Consider the following 17,761-nt stretch of genomic DNA (forward strand, 5'->3'; position numbering starts at 1 on the left):
TGGTAGTCACCGAGCTGCACGTGCATCAGACCCGGGACGGTGCCCGAGGGGTCAGCGTCCTTGTAGTACTCGACTCCCTGCACCAGCGAGCTGGCGCAGTTGCCGACGCCGACGATGGCGACACGCACGGATCCCATGGGTTACTCCTTGTGGTTGATCGGGGTGATCGGTTGGTCGTTCGGGGGTGTGGCGGTGGTGGCCGAGGGGGTGTTGCGCTCGGCCGTGATGAGCTCGTTGAGCCAGCGGACCTCGCGCTCGGCGGAGTCCAGGCCGTGCCGCTCGAGCTCGGCGGTGTAGCTGTCGAAGCGCTCGCGGTTCTTCGCCGAGGCGGCCCTGATGTTGGCCAGCCGCTCCTCGAGCCGGCTGCGGCGCCCCTCGAGGATCCGCAGCCGTACCTCGGCCTCGGTGCGGGCGAAGAAGGCGAAGTGCACGTCGAACGTGTCGTCCTCCCACGCCGTCGGACCCGCCTCGCGCAGCAGGTCCTGGAACCGCTCCTTGCCCTCGGCCGTGAGCTCGTAGACGATCCGCGCGCGCTTGGTCCCGGCGGTCGCCGCGGCGGCGTCCGCCGCGTCCGACTCGACGATCCAGTGGCGCTCGAGCAGCCCCCGCAGGCAGGGGTACAGGGTGCCGTAGGACAGCGCCCGGAAGGGCCCGAGCGCGGCGTTGAGCCGCTTGCGCAGCTCGTAGCCGTGCTGGGGTGCCTCGTGCAGGAGCCCGAGGACCGCGAACTCGAGGAGCTCGGTACGGCGTGCGGCCATGGCGTCCTCCTCGGGTCGGTCGTGGTGCGCGGTCGTGGGCTCGGGCGGGGTGCCCGGGCGTCGTGGCCGCCCGGGGGGCGGGGTGACAATCTCGGGCTTTGTCAGGTCACCATACATGCCGCGGATATATCGAGTCGATACACCGGTACGACGCATCGCCGACGGCGCCGGGAGGGCCGGGGGGCCTCCTCGTTCCTGAGCGGCGGACCCGCTCCGATGAGGCAATCCACAGGTCAGCCGTCATACTGAGCCTCAGTTGTCGGGGACCGGGCCACTGCTGGACGCAGTGGCCCGACACCTGCTGTCTGCCGATCGGAAGGCCCCATGAGCTCCTCACGTCCCAAGACGCGCGCCCAGGCGAAGGCGGGCGGAGACCGTCGTGTCGGGGGCCCGAAGCCCCCGCAGAGCCGCAAGAAGCTGTGGGCCAAGCGGCTCGGCATCGTGGCGCTGGCCGGGTTCGTCCTGGCGATCGCGGGCTTCTTCGTCGCCTACGCCCTGATCAAGGCGCCGGAGCCCAACGACCTCGCGAGCGCGCAGGCCTCGGTCATCTACTACGCCGACGGCAAGACCGAGATCGACCGGATCAGCGAGGTCAACCGCGAGTCGGTCAAGCTCTCGCAGGTGCCCGTCGCCGTCCGGCGTGCCCACCTCGCGGCCGAGGACCGCAGCTTCTACCGCAACTCCGGCATCAGCCCGAGCGGTATCGCCCGCGCGGTCTGGGTGGGGCTGCGCGGCGGGGCCACCCAGGGCGGGTCGACGATCACGCAGCAGTACGTCAAGAACTACTTCCTGAGCCAGGACCAGACGCTGTCGCGCAAGGGCAAGGAGATCATCATCTCCATCAAGATCGCGAAGCAGAAGTCCAAGGACCAGATCCTCGAGGACTACCTCAACACCATCTACTACGGCCGCGGCGCCTACGGCATCCAGACCGCGTCCAAGGCCTACTTCAACAAGGACGTCTCCAAGCTCACGCCGTCCGAGGGCGCCCTGCTCGCCTCGGTGATCCGCGGTCCGTCGTTCTACGACCCTGGCCTGGGCAAGCAGCAGGAGCAGAACGCCAGGGACCGCTGGACCTACGTCATGGACGGCATGAAGACCGAGGGCTGGATCTCGGCCGCCGACCGCGCCCAGGCGACCTTCCCCAAGGTCGTGACCTACAAGCCCCGGAAGGCCGCGAGCGGCCCCAACGGCTTCATCACCCAGGCCGTCAAGGACGAGCTCAAGGGCAAGCTCAAGCTCTCGGACGCCGACATCGACCGTGGCGGCTACAAGATCGTCACGACGATCGACAAGAAGGCCCAGGACGCCGCGGTCGCCGCGGTCCGGGACCGGATGCCGACCGGCAAGGACGCGAGCACCCTGCGCGTCGGGCTCACCTCGATCAAGCCCGGAGACGGTGCGGTCGTGGCGATGTACGGCGGCGCGGACTACCGCAAGGAGCAGTTCAACACCGCGACCCAGGCCACCATGCAGGCCGGGTCGACGTTCAAGATCTTCACCCTGCTGGCCGCGGTGTCGGCGAAGGACCCGATCAGCACGAAGACGAAGTTCGACGGCCGGTCGCCGCAGTACTTCAAGGAGTTCGAGGACTCGGGTGCTTCGACCGACTTCCTGCGGCGCGGTGGGGTGCGCAACTTCGGTCCCTTCCCGGGTGAGCAGTTCGGCAACATCGACCTACGCACCGCGACGGGCCACTCGGTCAACACCGTCTACGCGCAGCTCAACATCAAGGTCGGCCCCAAGGCGACGCGTGACGCCGCCGTCGCCGCCGGCCTGCCGGCCAAGGGTCTCGGCACCAACTACGCCAACGTCCTGGGCACGTCGCACGTCAAGATCATCGACATGGCCAACGCCTACGCCACGATCGCCGCGAAGGGCCAGCGGGTGACGCCGTACTTCATCCGGACCGTCAAGGGCGGTCCCGGCGAGCTCAACTACAAGGCCAAGCCGGCCAAGAAGGCCGCCTTCGACCCCGAGGTCATCGCCGACGTGACCGATGCGATGCAGCAGCCGATCAAGAACGGCACCGCGGAGTTCGCCCAGAACCTCGGCCGCCCCGCGGCGGGCAAGACCGGTACGACCACCGACAACAAGGCCGCGTGGTTCGACGGGTTCACCCCGCAGCTGGCGACGGCGGTCGGCATCTACAGCACCGGCAAGAACGGCGCCGAGCTGTCGATGAACGACGTCAACGGCGTCGAGCTGACCGGTGGCACCGTCCCGGTGCGGATCTGGACCGACTTCATGAAGGACGCCCTCGACGGCCAGAAGGTGCTCGACTTCCCGGCGCGCGCCGGCGTCGGCGACGACCAGGTGTACACCCCGCCCCCGCCGCCGCCGAGCACGTCGTCCACGACGAGCACCACGACGACGACCACGACGACCACCACCACCAGCACGACGACCACGCCGTCGACGACGAAGACGACGAAGCCCTCGCCGACGAGGACCAGGACGAACCCACCGCCGTCCCCGTCGACGACGGTGACGATCCCGGTGCCCGGCGGCACGGGGGCGCAGGGCACGCCCACGGCGCAGAGCTCCCCCACGACGCAGTGACGCGCCAGCGGGACGTGCTGCCGAGCAGCTCGCTGGCGGTCGTCGGCGGGCCGCTCGGCCGCCATGCCTCGGCGCGGGCGACCTCGTGGCTCGCGACGGTCGTGCCGCTGCTGGTCGCGGGGGCGGCGACGACGGCGCTGTCCGTCGTCGAGCGTGCCCACTGCGTCCAGAAGGGCTGGAACGGCTCCGACCAGTTCTGGCACGCCTGCTTCTCCGACCTGCCGGCGCAGTACCAGCTCGGCAACCTCGGCTCAGGCCTCGCGTCGTACGTCGGCGGTGACGGTGCACGGGCCGACCACCCGGTGCTCACCGGTGCCGTCATGGCCTGGCTCGGGGGCCTCGTGCCGGACGGCTCGCTGCTCGACCAGACGCGGTGGTACTTCGCGCTGTGGGCGCTGCTCGGTGCAGCCCTCGTCGTCGCGACCGTCTACCTCACGGCGGCCTCACGCCCGTACCACGCGGCCGACGCCGCGCACGTGGCGCTCAGCCCGGTCCTGCTCCTCGCCGCCTTGGTGTCCCCGGACCTGTTCGGGGTGGCGCTGGCCAGCGCGGGCCTGTGGGCGTGGGCGCGTCGCCGACCCGTCGTGGCCGGCGTGCTGCTCGGCCTCGCGGTGGTGGCGCGGACCTACCCCCTGCTGATCCTGCTGGCACTGGTCGTCCTCGGCGTGCGCAGCGGCCGGCTCGCGGCCGTGCGCCGCACCCTGCTCGCCGCTGCGGGGGCCGTCGCGATCGTCATGCTGCCCTTCCTCGTCGGCCACCCCTCGGCGATCCTGCGCTCGACGCAGGTGTGGTGGGACAGCGCCGCCGGCCTCGGCTCGGTGTGGATGGTGCCGCAGCTGCTCGGCCACCCGCTGCCCACCGGCCCGACCACCCTGGTCACCGTGGTCGGCCTCGCCGTGGCCGTGGTGGCGGGCACGCTGTTCGCGCTCGGCACCGACCGCCGCCCCACCGTGGCCGAGGTGGTCCTGGTCCTGGTCGGGCTCTCGCTGCTCGCCGGCAAGTCGTTCCCCGTGCAGGCGTCGCTGTGGCTGGTGCCCCTGGTCGCCCTGTGCGGCGTCCGCTGGCGCGACCACCTCGTGTGGGCCGGTGCCGAGGCGCTGCACTTCCTCGCGGTGTGGCTCTACGTCGCTGGCCTGTCCAAGCCCGACCGCGGCCTGCCCGCCGGCTGGTACGCCGCGTTCCTGCTCCTGCGCGTTGCCTCGGTCGGCTACCTCGTGTGGCGGGTCTGGCGCACCGCCTCCCGTCGAGCCCCCGAGCCGCTGCCCGCCCCGACCCCCAGCGAGCCTGGGCCTTTGCTGGATGCGGCGGACCAGGACCCGTCGGATCCAGCAAGGACCGCGGTGGGGGACCTCGACGAGGTCGACGAGGTCGACGGGGAGTTCGCCGGGGCGCCGGACCGGCTGATCGTCCGCCTGGCCTGAGGCCCCGGGAGCCTGTGGACAAGTGATTCGGCGTTGTCGCCCGCGCCCGGTACCCTTGTCCAGTTCCCCCGAGGCTCGCCCACCGGTGCGCCCCAGGGGTTCGCACTGCAACCCTCCTGTCACGGAGAGACCGTGACCGCCATAGACCAAAGGAGGCGGGTTATCAGCATGCGTCAGTACGAACTCATGGTCATCCTCGACCCCGAGCTGGACGACCGCACGGTCGCTCCGTCGCTCGACAAGTTCCTCACCGTCATCACCAAGGACAAGGGCACCGTCGACAACGTCGACATCTGGGGCCGTCGTCGCCTGGCTTTCGAGATCAAGAAGAAGGCCGAGGGCATCTACGCCGTCGTCAACTTCACCGCGGAGCCGGCCACGGCCAAGGAGCTCGACCGCCAGCTCGGCCTCAACGAGTCGGTCATGCGCACCAAGCTCCTGCGCCCCGGCGCCTGAGCAGCCAGACTCTGCACCTGCACCACCCGTTCCACCAGACCTGACCTACCGAACAGGGGACACGCTTCATGGCTGGCGACACCATCATCACGGTCATCGGCAACATCACCGGCGACCCCGAGCTGCGCTTCACCCCCTCGGGTGCTGCCGTCGCGAACTTCACCGTGGCCTCCACGCCGCGGCAGTTCGACCGGCAGTCCAACGAGTGGAAGGACGGGGAGACCCTGTTCATGCGCTGCTCGGTGTGGCGCGACGCTGCCGAGAACGTGGCCGAGTCCCTCCAGCGGGGCACCCGGGTCATCGTCTCCGGCCGCCTGAAGTCTCGTTCGTACGAGACCAAGGAGGGCGAGAAGCGCACCGTCGTCGAGATGGAGGTCGACGAGGTCGGCCCGTCCCTGCGCTACGCGACGGCAAAGGTCAACCGCACCCAGCGCGGCACCGGCGGCGGAGGCTTCTCCGGCGGCGGCCAGCAGGGTGGTGGCGGCGCCGCTGGTGGAGGTTATGGCGGCGGCCAGCAGGAGGACCCCTGGGCGACCGGGCCCTCCGCCGGCGGCCAGGGTGGTTCGCAGGGCTCCCCGCAGGGTGGCGGCCAGCAGGGTGGCGGTTGGGGCGGCGGCGCGCCGTCCTACGACGAGCCCCCCTTCTGACCGGACCGGTCCCACCGGTACGCCGTCGGGTCGCGTTCGGACCGAACGCCCCCGCACGCCGTACCCACCACTGCCGAGCCGGCTGACACCGGCCAGGCAGGACACACTCGAAGAACACCATCCCTGGGAGACCAGGGCTCATCCGCGAAGACACTTCGCAGAAGGAGAGCACCACGATGGCCAAGCCCGTTGTGCGCAAGCCCAAGAAGAAGGCCAACCCGCTGAAGGCGGCGAAGGTCGAGAACATCGACTACAAGGACACCGCGCTGCTGCGCAAGTTCATCTCCGACCGCGGCAAGATCCGCGCGCGTCGGGTGACCGGTGTGTCCGTCCAGGAGCAGCGGCTCATCGCCACCGCGGTCAAGAACGCCCGCGAGATGGCGCTGCTGCCCTACTCCAGCTCGTCCCGCTGAGCCGGGGACCAGGAAGGAACTGACATGAAGGTCATCCTCACGCACGAGGTCTCCAGCCTCGGCAACCCCGGCGACGTCGTCGACGTCAAGGACGGGTACGCCCGCAACTTCCTGTTCCGCCGTGGCCTGGCCACCGCGTGGACCAAGGGTGGGCAGAAGGAGGTCGACGCGATCAACAAGGGCCGTGAGGTCCGCGCCGTGAAGACCCTCGACGAGGCCAAGTCCATCAAGGGCAACCTCGAGAACAAGGCCGTCAAGGTCGTCGCGCACGCCGGCACCGGCGGCCGCCTCTTCGGCGCCGTCTCCACCGCCGACGTCGCCTCCGCGGTCAAGGCCGCAGGCGGCCCGGAGCTCGACCGCCGCAAGATCGAGATCACCACCCCGATCAAGTCGGTCGGCACCCACGAGGCGCTCGTGCGCCTGCACCCCGAGGTTCAGGCCACCCTGAAGCTCGACGTGGTCGCCGGCTGATCGTCCGTTCGGCTCGAAAGGCCCGGTTCCCCCGCAGGGGGGACCGGGCCTTTCGTATAGTCGGCAGCCGCACAGTCGCCACAGCTGCCGGGGGGCGGCTGCACCAGGCGCCAGACCACACGGGGGAGAAGCATGTCCGGATCGTTGTTCGAGCCGAGCCGTCCTGAGCGGTCGGAGGGGGACCAGCCCGCCGAGCCCTACCGGCCGTCGGCCTACCAGTCCCAGTACGCCGCGGGATACCCCTCCCAGGAGGCCCTCGCCGCGCACGCCGCAGGGGACCACGGTTCTCACGGCCGCCCGCCCGAGGACGACGACGCGCCGCTGCTCGGCGGTCCGGCCCCGGCCCGCCGTCGTGGGCGGACGGTCGCCTTGGTGGGCGGCCTGCTCGGGATCGTCGTGCTCGGCAGCGGTGGCGCCTTCGCGTACTCCGCGCTGAGCGGTGGCGGCGCGCAGCCCGAGTCGGTGCTGCCGTCGACGGCCGTGGCGTTCGCCAAGGTCGACCTCGACCCGTCGGCCGGCCAGAAGATCGACGCCGTCCGCTTCCTGCGCAGCTTCCCGAAGGTCAAGGGCCAGGTGTCGGAGGACTCCGACCTGCGCAAGGTGGCCTTCGAGGCCCTGCAGAAGGACGGCAACCTCAAGGACGTCGACTACGCCAAGGACGTGGAGCCCTGGCTGGGCCGGCGCCTCGGCATCGCGCTCGTCCCGGGCGCCACCGCCAAGGACGAGCCGACCCCGGTCCTCGCCCTGGCGGTCACCGACGCCGGTGCGGCGAAGAAGAGCCTCCCGTCGGTCGCGTCCGGCCTCGGCGGCGCCTGCCGCGTGCTGGAGGACTACGCCGTGTGCACCGAGGGCAAGGACGGGGCCGCGCTCGACGCCGTCGTCACGGCGACCGAGAAGGGGTCGCTCGCCGACGCCCCCACCTTCCGCCAGGACATGGATGCCCTCGGTGAGGACGGCGTCGCGGCCGCGTGGTTCGACTCCGACAAGGCGACCCCCCTGATGGCGACGCTGGGCGGCGCCGCGGGGGTCCTGCCCTCCGGCGCGGCCAACCCGACCGGCAGCGGCCGGACCGCGGTCGCGCTGCGGTTCGACGGGCCCAACCTCGAGCTCGCCGGCCACGTCAACGGCGCGAAGACCCAGTTCATGGGCACCCAGCGGGTCGGCGCCGCGCTCAGCGGGCTCCCGGACGACACCCTGGCCGCGATCAGCGTCGCCAACGCGGGCGACCAGCTCAAGGCGGGGTGGCCGGAGGTCGAGAAGAGCCTGCGCGCGACGCTCGGCACCAAGGAGTTCGACGACGGTCTCAAGCAGGTCGAGGACATGCTCGGCATCTCGGTGCCGGACGACCTCGCCGCCGCCCTGGGCAGCCAGTTCACCGTGGCGTTCGGCGGGATGGGCTCGGACGGTGCGCCGAAGGTCGCCATCGTCGGCAACGGCGACCAGGCCGTGCTGCAGAAGATCGCCACGGCCGGGTCGGGCCTGACCTCCCCCGACGAGCTGGCGTTCCGCCCGGGTCAGGGACGGTCCGTGCTGGCGCTCACCGACGACTACGCCACCGAGGTGTCGACCGGCAAGGGCCTCGGCGAGATGCCCGGGTTCAAGGACTCCGTCCGTGACGTCGACAAGGCCCGGGTGGCCGGGTACGTCGACATCTCCGGGCTGGTCGCGGCGTTCAAGGACGAGTCACCCTCGTCCAAGCAGGAAGCCGCCGACATCGCGAACCTGGCGGCGCTCGGGTTCACCGCCTCCGGTGAGGGCAACAGCGCCGACTTCTCGGTGCGGCTCACGACCAAGTAGTCCCCCCGGCCGGGACGCACGGCTACCCAGCCGAGGGCAGGACCGCGAGGCCCGCCTCCCCGCCCGGGGACGGCGGGCCTCAGCGTTCGTCGACCATGACCTCGATGCTGTAGCTCGACGCCTTGTAGCAGTGGTCGCCGTACTCGACCGCGTTGCCGGCTGCGTCGAAGGCGCTGCGGGTCATGGTCAGCACCGGCTCGGTGCCACGGATCTGCAGGTGCCGGCGCTCGGCGGCGGTCGGCATCCGCGCCCCGATGACCTGGTGGGCCACGACGGGTCGCACGCCGCGCGCGCGCAGCACGGCGTACAGGCCCTCGTGCTCGAGCTGCTCGCGGGTGAGGTCGCCGAAGGTCGTCGGCAGCCAGTTGCGCATGACGGCCAGGGGGGTCGCGTCGGCGGTCCGCAGCCGGACGACGTGCAGCAGCTCGGCCTCGGGCGGCAGGTCGAGGGCAGCCGCCGCGTGCTCGTCGCGCACCACCTCGAGCGAGAGCACCCGGGTGGTGGGCGCGTCACCGGAGCGGGTGAGGTCGTCCCACAGGCTGGTGAGCTCGGCCCGGCGGTGCACCTTGCGGTTGGCGACCGTGGTGCCGAGCCCGCGGCGGCGCACGAGCAGGCCCTGGGCGACCAGGTCCTGGAACGCGCGGCGCACGGTCGGGCGCGACAGCCCGAGGCGTTCGCCGAGGGCCACCTCGTTCTCGAACGGGTCGCCCGGCTGGAGCCGACCGGCCGTCACGGCGGCGGCCAGCTGCTGCGCGAGCTGGTGGTAGAGCGGCACGGGGGAGGTGCGGTCGATCTGCACCTCGATCTGCACCCCGAGCTGCCTGGCCATGGGCGACAGGGTAGCGGCAGAGCGTTCTGAGGCGATGACATGAGAATGTCAGGACATTTGGTTGACAGGGTGGTCCGCGGTTGCCACGCTGGCCACCATGCGCATCGGCCTTGCGGGCGTCGGACGGATCGGCGCCTTCCACACCGAGACCCTCAGGGCGCTCGACGCCGTGGACGAGCTCGTCGTCACCGACGCCAACGCCGAGGTCGGCCGCGGGGTCGCGGCACGGCTCGGCGTGGGGTGGGCCGACAGCCCCCGGGCGATGCTCGCCGAGGGGGTCGACGGGTTCGTCGTGGCCGCGGCCACCAACGCCCACGCCTCCCTGCTGCGGGCCGGTCTCGAGGCCGGCGTGCCGACCTTCTGCGAGAAGCCGGTCGCCGGCACTCTCGCCGAGAGCATCGAGCTGGCCAAGCTGGCCGCCAGTGTCGACGTGCCCGTGCACGTGGGGTTCCAGCGCCGCTTCGACGCCGGCTACCGGCGGGCCGCCGAGGTGGTCCGCAGCGGTGACCTCGGGTTCGTGCACACGCTGCGGGCGGTCACCGGCGACGAGGCCCCGCCCCACGCGGCATACATCCCCACCAGCGGCGGCATCTTCCGCGACTGCAACGTCCACGACTTCGACATCATCCGGTTCGTCACCGGCCGCGAGGTCGTCTCGGTCTTCGCGACCGGCTCCAACCGCGGTGAGGCGTTCTTCGGCCAGGCGGGTGACGTCGACACCGCGGCCGCGGTGCTCACCCTCGACGACGGCACGCTCGCCCAGGTCTCGTCCACGCGCTACAACGGCGCCGGGCACGACGTGCGGCTGGAGGTCGTCGGCAGCACCGGCAGCATCGCCGTCGGCCTCGACGACTCGCTGGCCCTCACCTCGGCCGAGCCCGGGGTCACCTTCCCGCCCGGGCCGGTGCACCACTCGTTCATGGACCGGTTCCTGCCGGCGTACCGCGCCGAGCTCACCGCCTTCGCCGACGTCGTCCGGGGGCTGCGCCCGTCGCCGTGCACCGTGGCCGACGCCCTCGAGGCGTTCCGGGTCGCCGAGGCCTGCGACATCTCGCGCCGCGAGGGCCGCGTCGTGCGGCTGGACGAGGTGGACTCGCTGTGACGGCGCGGCCGTTGGCGGAGCGCGTGGCGGGGGCGCCGATCTCGTGGGGCGTGTGCGAGGTGCCCGGGTGGGGCTGGCAGTACGACCCGGAGACGGTCCTCGCCCAGATGCAGGCCGTGGGGCTGCGCGCGACGGAGTTCGGGCCCGACGGGTTCCTCCCCGACGACGCCGCCGAGCGCTCGCGGGTGCTCGCCGCGCACGGGCTCTCGGCCGTGGCGCAGTTCGTGCCGGTGGTCGTGCACGACCCCGGGCACGACCCGCTGCCCGAGGCGCAGGAGGCGATGGCGGCGCTCGCGGAGGCCGGCGCGTCGGTGGTGGTGCTCGCCGCGGCCTCGGGGCGTGAGGGGTACGACGCGCGCCCGGTGCTCGACCACGCGGCGTGGGCGACGCTCCTCGCCAACCTCGACCGGCTCGACGACGCGGCGCGCAGCCACGGGCTCACCGCGACCCTGCACCCGCACGTCGGCACCATGGTCGAGACCGGGGAGGAGACCGCGCGGGTGCTCGCCGGCAGCCGAATCGCCCTCTGCCTCGACACCGGCCACCTGCTCATCGGCGGCGGCGACCCGGTAGCCCTGGCGGTCGAGCACCCCGAGCGCATCGCCCACGTCCACCTCAAGGACGTCCGCCTCGACCGGGCCCGACAGGTGCAGTCGGGCGAGGCGACCTACACCGAGGCGGTGCGCGACGGGATGTACGTCCCACTGGGCCAGGGCGACGTCGACGTCGCCGCCATCGTCGGCTCCCTGGAGGGTCACGGGTATGCCGGCTGGTACGTCCTCGAGCAGGACACCATCCTGACGAGCGACCCCGGCGCGGTTGGCTCCGGCGCGGGTGGCTCCGGCGAGAACGCGCCCGGGTCGGGCGGGCCGCTGGAGTCCGTGCGGACGAGCCTGGCCCACCTGCTCGCGGTGGCGCCGGTGGCGCCGGTCGCGCCGTACGACCTCGTGGCGATCGGCCGCACCGGGGTCGACATCTACCCGCTCCAGCACGGGGTGGGGCTGGAGGACGTCGAGACGTTCCAGAAGTTCCTCGGGGGCAGCGCCACCAACGTGTCCGTCGCCGCGGCGCGGTACGGGCTGCGCACGGCCCTCATCACCCGCACGGGGGACGACCCGTTCGGCCGCTACGTGCACCGGGCGCTGCGCGAGCTCGGCGTGGACGACCGCTTCGTGACCGCGGTCGACGGACCACCCACCCCGGTGACGTTCTGCGAGGTGCACCCGCCGGACGACTTCCCGCTGTGGTTCTACCGCTACCCCATCGCCCCCGACCTGATGATCGAGGCGGACGAGCTCCCGCTCGAGGCGATCCGGGACGCGCGGATCCTGTGGGCCACGGTGACCGGCCTGTCGCAGGAGCCCAGCCGGGCGGCCCACTTCGCCGCGTGGGCGGCCCGCGGGCGAGCGGCCCACACCGTCCTCGACCTCGACTACCGGCCCATGTTCTGGCCGCACCCCGAGGAGGCCAGCGCCCAGGTGGCTGCCGCCCTCGAGCACGTCACCGTCGCGGTGGGCAACCGTGAGGAGTGCGAGGTGGCGGTCGGCGAGGTCGAGCCCCACCGTGCCGCGGACGCCCTGCTCGACCGGGGCGTGTCCCTCGCCGTCGTCAAGCAGGGGCCGAAGGGCGTGCTGGCGGCGACGCGCGAGGAGCGGGTCGAGGTGCCGGCGTTCCCCGTGGAGGTCGTCAACGGCCTCGGCGCGGGGGACGCGTTCGGGGGTGCCCTCTGCCACGGCCTGCTCAGCGGCTGGGACCTGCGCCGGACCCTGGAGTTCGCCAACGTCGCCGGCGCGGTCGTCGCCTCGAAGCTGGAGTGCTCCACCGCCATGCCGACCGAGCAAGAGGTCCTCGCCCTGCTCGCCGTGAGCCGGGCATGACCACCACCGGTCGCGTGTCGGTCGCCGAGCTCACCGAGATCCGCGCCCGCGAGCCTGCCCGGATCCGCGACGCCTGGGAGAACCGGTGCCTGCGGCCGCTGGTCCGCGACGACGGGCGGCTCCTGCTCGTGGCGGCCGACCACCCCGCGCGGGCCGCCCTCGGCGTGCGTGACCAGCCGCGGGCCATGGCCAGCCGGGTCGACCTGCTCGGGCGGCTCGTGACCGCCCTGTCGCGCCCCGGTGTCGACGGCGTCCTCGGGACCCCTGACGTCCTCGACGACCTGCTCCTCCTCGGTGCCCTCGAGGGGAAGGTCGCCATCGGGTCGATGAACCGGGGCGGCCTGCAGGGGGCCACGTTCGAGCTCGACGACCGGTTCACCGCCTACCGCGCCCGCGACCTCGCCGCGAACGGCCTCGACGGCGGCAAGATGCTCACCCGGATCTGCTTCGACGACCCGGGCACCGTCGCCACCCTCGAGGCGAGCGCGCAGGCGGTGACCGAGCTGGCCGAGCACGGCCTCATGGCGATGGTGGAGCCGTTCCTGTCCCAGCGCCGTGACGGGCGGGTCGTCAACCTGCTCGACCCCGACTCGGTCATCACCTCGATCGGCGTGGCGTCGGCGCTGGGCGCGTCGAGCGCCCACACCTGGCTCAAGCTGCCGGTCGTCGACGACCTGCCCCGGGTCATGGAGGCGACGACGCTGCCCACCCTGCTGCTGGGGGGCGACCCGGACGGCGACCCGCGCGACACCTACGCCTCGTGGGGGCGGGCGCTGGAGCTCCCCGCCGTACGCGGGCTCGTGGTCGGGCGTGCGCTGCTCTACCCGGCCGACGGCGACGTCGCCGCAGCGGTGGACATCGCGGCCGACCTCGTGCACGGTGGCGCCTCGTGAGCGACGACGCGCGCTGGGTGCTCCCGCGGGGTTCGGCGGCCCGCGACGGCTGGGACCTCGTGGTCGACGCCGAGACCCCGGGCTGGCGCCACACCGGCCTGTCCGTCGTGGCGCTCGGCGACGGTCAGCGCCGCGAGGTCAGCGCACCCGACCGTGAGCACCTCGTCGTCCCGCTGTCGGGTTCCGTCCTCGTCGAGTCGGGCGCCGACCGGGCCGAGCTCGCCGGGCGCGACTCGGTGTTCGCAGGACCCACGGACGTGACGTACGTCGCGAGCGGCCGAGACCTGTCCCTCACCGCCACCGGCGGCCCGGCGCGGGTGGCCGTGTGCTCAGCGGTCACGACGGCGGGGGACCTGCCGCCGACTCCCTCCTTCCGGCACCTCGCCGCCGCCGAGGTGCCGGTCGAGCTGCGGGGGGCCGGCGCGGCGAGCCGGGAGGTGCGGAACTTCGGCATCCCCGGGGTGCTCGAGGCCGACTCGCTGATCGCCTGCGAGGTGGTGACGCCTGCGGGCAACTGGAGCTCCTACCCGCCGCACAAGCACGACGAGGAGCGGCCGGGCGTGGAGACCGAGCTCGAGGAGATCTACTACTTCGAGGTCCAGGTGACCGAAGGGTCCCCGCAGTCCTCGGCGGACCCGAACCCGGATCCCGTGGGCTACCAACGGGTCTACGGCACCGCCGACCGACCGATCGACGTGCTCGCCGAGGTGCGCAGCGGCGACGTCGTGCTCGTGCCGCACGGGTGGCACGGGCCGTCGATGGCGCCCCCCGGCTACGACCTCTACTACCTCAACGTCATGGCTGGTCCCGGGGCCGAGCGCGCTTGGCTGATCTGCGACGACCCGGCCCACGGCTGGGTGCGCGCGACGTGGGAGGGCCAAGCCGTCGACCCCCGACTTCCCCTGGGAGGCAACCGATGACGTCGCACGACGGATCGACGGCGGACGCCGACGGCACCGTACGGCTCACGGTGGCGCAGGCGCTGGTGCGGTTCCTCGCCCAGCAGTGGACCGAGCGCGACGGTGACCGGCAGAAGCTGTTCGCCGGCTGCCTCGGCATCTTCGGCCACGGCAACGTCGCCGGGATCGGGCAGGCGCTGCTGCAGGGTGAGCTCGGCGACGGCTCGGCCGCCCACGACGAGCACCTGCCCTACGTCCTCGTCCGCAACGAGCAGGCCATGGTCCACACGGCGGTGGGCTTCGCGCGGCAGAAGGACCGCCTGCAGACCTGGGCCTGCACCGCGTCGGTGGGACCCGGTTCGACCAACATGCTCACCGGTGCGGCGCTCGCCACCATCAACCGGATCCCGGTGCTGCTGTTGCCTTCCGGCACGTTCGCGACGCGGGTGTCGGCGCCGGTGCTGCAGGAGCTCGAGCAGCCGTACGCCGCCGACGTCACCGTCAACGACGCCTTCCGGCCGGTGTCGGCCTTCTTCGACCGCGTGCAGCGTCCCGAGCAGCTGCCGTCGGCCCTGCTGGCGGCCATGCGGGTGCTCACCGACCCGGCCGCGACCGGCGCCGTGACGATCGCGCTGCCGCAGGACGTGCAGGCCGAGGCCTTCGACTGGCCGGTCGAGCTCTTCGCCGAACGGGTGTGGCGGGTGGCCCGTCCGGTGCCCGAGGCGGTGGACATCGCCGACGCCGCAGCGCTGATCCGTTCTGCCGCAAGACCGTTCGTCGTGGCCGGTGGAGGTGTGCACTACTCGGGCGCGGAGGGGGCGCTGGGCGCCTTCTGCGACGCCACCGGTGTCCCGGTCGGGGAGACGCAGGCTGGCAAGGGGTCGCTGCCGCACGGGCACCCGCAGCTCATGGGCGCCGTCGGGTCGACCGGAACCACTGCTGCCAACGCGCTGGCGGCCGAGGCCGATGTCGTCGTCGGTGTCGGCACCCGGTGGAGCGACTTCACCACGGCGTCGCGAACGGCCTTCCAGGACAAGGGAGTCCGGTTCGTCAACATCAACGTCGCGCGGTTCGACGCGGGGAAGCAGGCGGGTCTGCCCGTGGTGGCCGATGCGCGTGAGGCCCTGACCGCGCTGACGTCCGCCCTGGAGGGGTATGCCGTCGAGCCGGCCCACCGCGACCGCCAGGCGGCGCTCTGGCGCGAGTGGGACGCGCGCGTCGAGGCGGCATACCACCCCGCGGCAGAGGTGACCGGGGCGTTGGCGCCGGGCCTGCTCACCCAGGCCGAGGTGCTCGGTGTGGTCAACGAGCTCACCGACCCGCGCGACGTCGTCCTGTGCGCGGCCGGCTCCATGCCGGGCGACCTGCACAAGCTGTGGCGGGTCCGCGACCGCAAGGGCTACCACGTCGAGTACGGCTACTCCTGCATGGGATACGAGGTCCCTGCCTCCATCGGGATCCGTCTCGCGGACCCGAGCCGCGACGTCTTCGCCATGGTCGGAGACGGCGGCTACCTGATGATGCCGACCGAGCTCGTGACGGCGGTGCAGGAGCGGGTCAAGGTCGTCGTCGTCCTCGTGCAGAACCACGGGTTCCACTCGATCGGGTCGCTGTCGGAGTCGCTGGGCTCGCAGCGTTTCGGCACGAGCTACCGCTTCCGCGACACGGGTTCCGGTCGGTTGGAGGGGCCACGGCTGCCGGTGGACCTGGCCGCCAACGCCCGCAGCCTCGGTGCCCACGTCATCGACGTGCACTCGCGGGCCGAGCTGGAGCAGGCGGTCAAGGAGGCCAAGGCGGCACCGGCCGACGGCGGCCCGGTGGTCATCCACGTCGAGACCGACCCCACGGTGCACGCGCCCGACAGCGGCAGTTGGTGGGACGTGCCGGTGGCCCAGGTCGCCGAGCTGGACTCGACGCGGCAGGCCCACGCCGAGTACGTCGACCACAAGCAGCGGCAGCGCCCCCTGGTCGGTCCCCAGGACGGCTGAGGTCCCCCACCTGCCGGGCCCCGCGCCGGCCGGGCCGTGGCCCGCGCTTGACGGTCTGCGGCTGGCGCGCGGATATTGGTCGTGGGCCCGCACCGCTCGCCGAACGTGGTGCGGGTGAAGGCGAGGTGCGGAGATGTCGCTGCTGCTTCGACGCCTGGCGGCCGGGGTGGGTGTCTTGCTGCTCACCGTCGTCGGACTGGTGCTGGCCCCTGCTGCGTCGGTGGCGGCGGACACGTCGCCGGTGTGTGCCCCCGACAGCAAGTCGAGGGTTGCCGACGTGACTGAGACACTGCACCACCTCGGGGACGTGGGTCCCGACGGTCACGTCTGGGCGCTGACCGATGTCGTCGTCCGGATCCAGGTGTGGCAGGTCGGCACGAGCCATTTCTGCATCCGGCGCGACCTCGACGGCACCTTCACGAGCTTCGCCGGCGTCAGCCCCAACCTGACTGGCACGATCAGCGCGGGGGTCAACGGCACGGTCCACGGGTTCGACGGGGCGGTCTTCACCGGCAAGTTCGTGCCGCGAGTCCCGGTGTCGGGTGACGTCGGCGACTTCGACGTCGGCTGCGACCAGACGGGTTTCTGCGCCCTGCACCGCAGCCGGGTCTACCTCTTCTTCCAGGACCAGGTGCAGGCCCTCCACGTGCGGTCGTTCGACTTCGTCTACGACGGTGGCTCGCACGGCACCTGGCACGAGTCGGACCGGGCCAGCATCGGCGACATCACTGGCTGACGGCTGACCCTGCCCACGAAGATGCGCTCTGCCCACGACACTTCGTGGGCAGAGCGCACTTCGCTGGGCACAGTGCCGGTGCGCCGCCGTGGCGACCTGCGTAGGGGGCGACGGGTGCGCTCGTACGGCGGGTGTCCACCCGGCACCGAGGTCAGCGGGCGACGAGGGCCACCGCGGAGACGACGGTGGCGGCGAGCACGGCCTGGTCGAACCTGGCCTGGCTCAGCCGTCGCGCCGTGTGCAGCCCCGCCCAGGTCCCGAGCAGGACGAACGGCACGAGCAGGACGGTCCGCTGGAAGGTGCCCGCGGTGAACAGTCCGAGCCCGGCGCTGAACGGGACCTTGCACAGGTTGACCCCGAAGAAGAACAGCGCCCCGGTGCCGAGGAACCGCCGTTTCTCGACGCCCCGCGCCACGAGGTAGAGCGTCATGACGGCCCCGGCGGCGTTCGCCGTCATGGTCGTGAAACCCGCCGCCAGTCCGGTGCCGAGCGCCGCCGGCCGTGAGCGGGCGACCACGGAGGTGTCGGGCGAGCGCCACTGAAGCACGAGCTGCAGCGCCGCCATCAAGAGCAGCAGCACCCCGATCGAGCGGCGCAGCACGGTGTCGTCGACGACGGCCAGGAACGCCGCCCCCAGCGCGAGGCCGGGCAGGACGCTGGGCACGAGGCGGCGCAGCAGCGACCAGTCGGCATGCTGGCGGTAGTGCCACACCGCGACCAGGTCGCCGGTGATGAGCAGCAGCAGGATCGCGGCGGTCGACTCCCTGGCCGGCATGAGGTTGGCGAAGATGGCGATGGAGATGCTCGACAGCCCGCCGATGGAGGTCTTGGAGTAGCCGATCACCAGGGCGGCGACCACCAGCAGCAGCGCCTCGATCACGCTCGGACCCTATCCGCGGCGGTGCGGCCGTG

At 72.3% G+C, this 17,761-nt stretch carries 16 protein-coding genes and 2 pseudogenes; 14 read left to right on the forward strand and 4 right to left on the reverse strand.

Annotation, left to right across the window (positions count from 1 at the left end; translation table 11 throughout):
• Positions 1-137: pseudogene (locus AB4Z02_RS14880) on the reverse strand (inositol-3-phosphate synthase); the annotation flags it as partial.
• Positions 138-140: 3 nt separating this feature from the next.
• Positions 141-758, reverse strand: coding sequence for a helix-turn-helix transcriptional regulator (locus AB4Z02_RS14885; protein ID WP_441971866.1), 618 nt, complete (start codon positions 756-758; stop codon positions 141-143).
• Positions 759-1,082: 324 nt separating this feature from the next.
• Here AB4Z02_RS14885 and AB4Z02_RS14890 point away from each other — a divergent pair, with 324 nt between their 5' ends.
• From AB4Z02_RS14890 to AB4Z02_RS14920, 7 genes are all read left to right on the forward strand, one after another.
• Complete coding sequence (locus tag AB4Z02_RS14890) at positions 1,083-3,320, forward strand: transglycosylase domain-containing protein (RefSeq protein WP_441971868.1); 2,238 nt, start codon at positions 1,083-1,085, stop codon at positions 3,318-3,320.
• Positions 3,317-4,741, forward strand: coding sequence for a glycosyltransferase 87 family protein (locus AB4Z02_RS14895; RefSeq protein WP_441971869.1), 1,425 nt, complete (start codon positions 3,317-3,319; stop codon positions 4,739-4,741). The genes AB4Z02_RS14890 and AB4Z02_RS14895 overlap by 4 nt, the downstream gene beginning before the upstream one ends.
• A 168-nt stretch (positions 4,742-4,909) precedes the next feature.
• On the forward strand, positions 4,910-5,197 hold the full coding sequence (gene rpsF / locus AB4Z02_RS14900) for a 30S ribosomal protein S6 (protein WP_056884208.1): 288 nt from the start codon (positions 4,910-4,912) through the stop codon (positions 5,195-5,197).
• 68 nt (positions 5,198-5,265) lie between these two features.
• Complete coding sequence (locus tag AB4Z02_RS14905; protein WP_056884209.1) at positions 5,266-5,844, forward strand: single-stranded DNA-binding protein; 579 nt, start codon at positions 5,266-5,268, stop codon at positions 5,842-5,844.
• A gap of 176 nt (positions 5,845-6,020) precedes the next feature.
• Entirely contained in the window at positions 6,021-6,257 is a 237-nt protein-coding gene (gene rpsR / locus AB4Z02_RS14910; protein WP_056884210.1) for a 30S ribosomal protein S18, read from the forward strand.
• Between the two features lie 24 nt (positions 6,258-6,281).
• Positions 6,282-6,728 carry a 50S ribosomal protein L9 gene (gene rplI / locus AB4Z02_RS14915; protein ID WP_056884211.1) on the forward strand — a complete coding sequence of 149 codons (447 nt, stop codon included), beginning with the start codon at positions 6,282-6,284 and terminating at the stop codon, positions 6,726-6,728.
• A gap of 132 nt (positions 6,729-6,860) precedes the next feature.
• A complete protein-coding gene (locus AB4Z02_RS14920; RefSeq protein WP_441971872.1) occupies positions 6,861-8,525 on the forward strand; it encodes a DUF3352 domain-containing protein in 1,665 nt (554 codons plus the stop codon).
• Between the two features lie 79 nt (positions 8,526-8,604).
• On the opposite strand, the gene AB4Z02_RS14925 is transcribed toward AB4Z02_RS14920, so the two are convergent.
• Entirely contained in the window at positions 8,605-9,354 is a 750-nt protein-coding gene (locus AB4Z02_RS14925) for a GntR family transcriptional regulator (protein ID WP_441971874.1), read from the reverse strand.
• A gap of 97 nt (positions 9,355-9,451) precedes the next feature.
• On the opposite strand from AB4Z02_RS14925, the gene AB4Z02_RS14930 reads away from it, so the two are divergent.
• From AB4Z02_RS14930 to AB4Z02_RS14960, 7 genes and pseudogenes are all read left to right on the forward strand, one after another.
• A complete protein-coding gene (locus AB4Z02_RS14930; RefSeq protein ID WP_441971875.1) occupies positions 9,452-10,456 on the forward strand; it encodes a Gfo/Idh/MocA family protein in 1,005 nt (334 codons plus the stop codon).
• Positions 10,457-10,563: 107 nt separating this feature from the next.
• Positions 10,564-11,184: pseudogene (locus AB4Z02_RS14935) on the forward strand (TIM barrel protein); the annotation flags it as partial.
• Positions 11,185-11,376: 192 nt separating this feature from the next.
• The gene (gene iolC / locus AB4Z02_RS14940) at positions 11,377-12,333 is read left to right on the forward strand and encodes a 5-dehydro-2-deoxygluconokinase (RefSeq protein WP_441971914.1); all 957 of its coding nucleotides are present in this window, start codon (positions 11,377-11,379) and stop codon (positions 12,331-12,333) included.
• Positions 12,330-13,226, forward strand: coding sequence for a Cgl0159 family (beta/alpha)8-fold protein (locus AB4Z02_RS14945; RefSeq protein WP_441971877.1), 897 nt, complete (start codon positions 12,330-12,332; stop codon positions 13,224-13,226). Before iolC ends, AB4Z02_RS14945 begins: the two co-directional genes overlap by 4 nt.
• The gene (iolB, locus tag AB4Z02_RS14950; protein WP_441971878.1) at positions 13,223-14,146 is read left to right on the forward strand and encodes a 5-deoxy-glucuronate isomerase; all 924 of its coding nucleotides are present in this window, start codon (positions 13,223-13,225) and stop codon (positions 14,144-14,146) included. Before AB4Z02_RS14945 ends, iolB begins: the two co-directional genes overlap by 4 nt.
• On the forward strand, positions 14,143-16,113 hold the full coding sequence (gene iolD, locus AB4Z02_RS14955; RefSeq protein WP_441971880.1) for a 3D-(3,5/4)-trihydroxycyclohexane-1,2-dione acylhydrolase (decyclizing): 1,971 nt from the start codon (positions 14,143-14,145) through the stop codon (positions 16,111-16,113). The genes iolB and iolD overlap by 4 nt, the downstream gene beginning before the upstream one ends.
• Before the next feature lie 277 nt (positions 16,114-16,390).
• A complete protein-coding gene (locus AB4Z02_RS14960) occupies positions 16,391-16,849 on the forward strand; it encodes a hypothetical protein (protein ID WP_441971882.1) in 459 nt (152 codons plus the stop codon).
• A 151-nt stretch (positions 16,850-17,000) separates the two neighbouring features.
• Here the strand turns inward: AB4Z02_RS14960 and AB4Z02_RS14965 are convergent, their stop codons facing one another.
• A complete protein-coding gene (locus tag AB4Z02_RS14965; RefSeq protein ID WP_441971883.1) occupies positions 17,001-17,729 on the reverse strand; it encodes a sulfite exporter TauE/SafE family protein in 729 nt (242 codons plus the stop codon).
• Positions 17,730-17,761: the final 32 nt, after the last annotated feature.

Origin of the sequence: Pedococcus sp. 2YAF34, assembly GCF_052114585.1 — a bacterium.
Lineage (GTDB): Bacteria > Actinomycetota > Actinomycetes > Actinomycetales > Dermatophilaceae > Pedococcus.

Excerpts from the sequence above, each read along its gene's own strand:
- AB4Z02_RS14885 (WP_441971866.1), bottom strand. The coding sequence starts at position 758 with ATGGCCGCACGCCGTACCGAGCTCCTCGAGTTCGCGGTCCTCGGGCTC.
- AB4Z02_RS14890 (WP_441971868.1), top strand. The coding sequence starts at position 1,083 with ATGAGCTCCTCACGTCCCAAGACGCGCGCCCAGGCGAAGGCGGGCGGA.
- rpsF (WP_056884208.1), top strand. The coding sequence starts at position 4,910 with ATGCGTCAGTACGAACTCATGGTCATCCTCGACCCCGAGCTGGACGAC.
- AB4Z02_RS14905 (WP_056884209.1), top strand. The coding sequence starts at position 5,266 with ATGGCTGGCGACACCATCATCACGGTCATCGGCAACATCACCGGCGAC.
- rpsR (WP_056884210.1), top strand. The coding sequence starts at position 6,021 with ATGGCCAAGCCCGTTGTGCGCAAGCCCAAGAAGAAGGCCAACCCGCTG.
- rplI (WP_056884211.1), top strand. The coding sequence starts at position 6,282 with ATGAAGGTCATCCTCACGCACGAGGTCTCCAGCCTCGGCAACCCCGGC.
- AB4Z02_RS14920 (WP_441971872.1), top strand. The coding sequence starts at position 6,861 with ATGTCCGGATCGTTGTTCGAGCCGAGCCGTCCTGAGCGGTCGGAGGGG.
- AB4Z02_RS14925 (WP_441971874.1), bottom strand. The coding sequence starts at position 9,354 with ATGGCCAGGCAGCTCGGGGTGCAGATCGAGGTGCAGATCGACCGCACC.
- AB4Z02_RS14930 (WP_441971875.1), top strand. The coding sequence starts at position 9,452 with ATGCGCATCGGCCTTGCGGGCGTCGGACGGATCGGCGCCTTCCACACC.
- AB4Z02_RS14945 (WP_441971877.1), top strand. The coding sequence starts at position 12,330 with ATGACCACCACCGGTCGCGTGTCGGTCGCCGAGCTCACCGAGATCCGC.
- iolD (WP_441971880.1), top strand. The coding sequence starts at position 14,143 with ATGACGTCGCACGACGGATCGACGGCGGACGCCGACGGCACCGTACGG.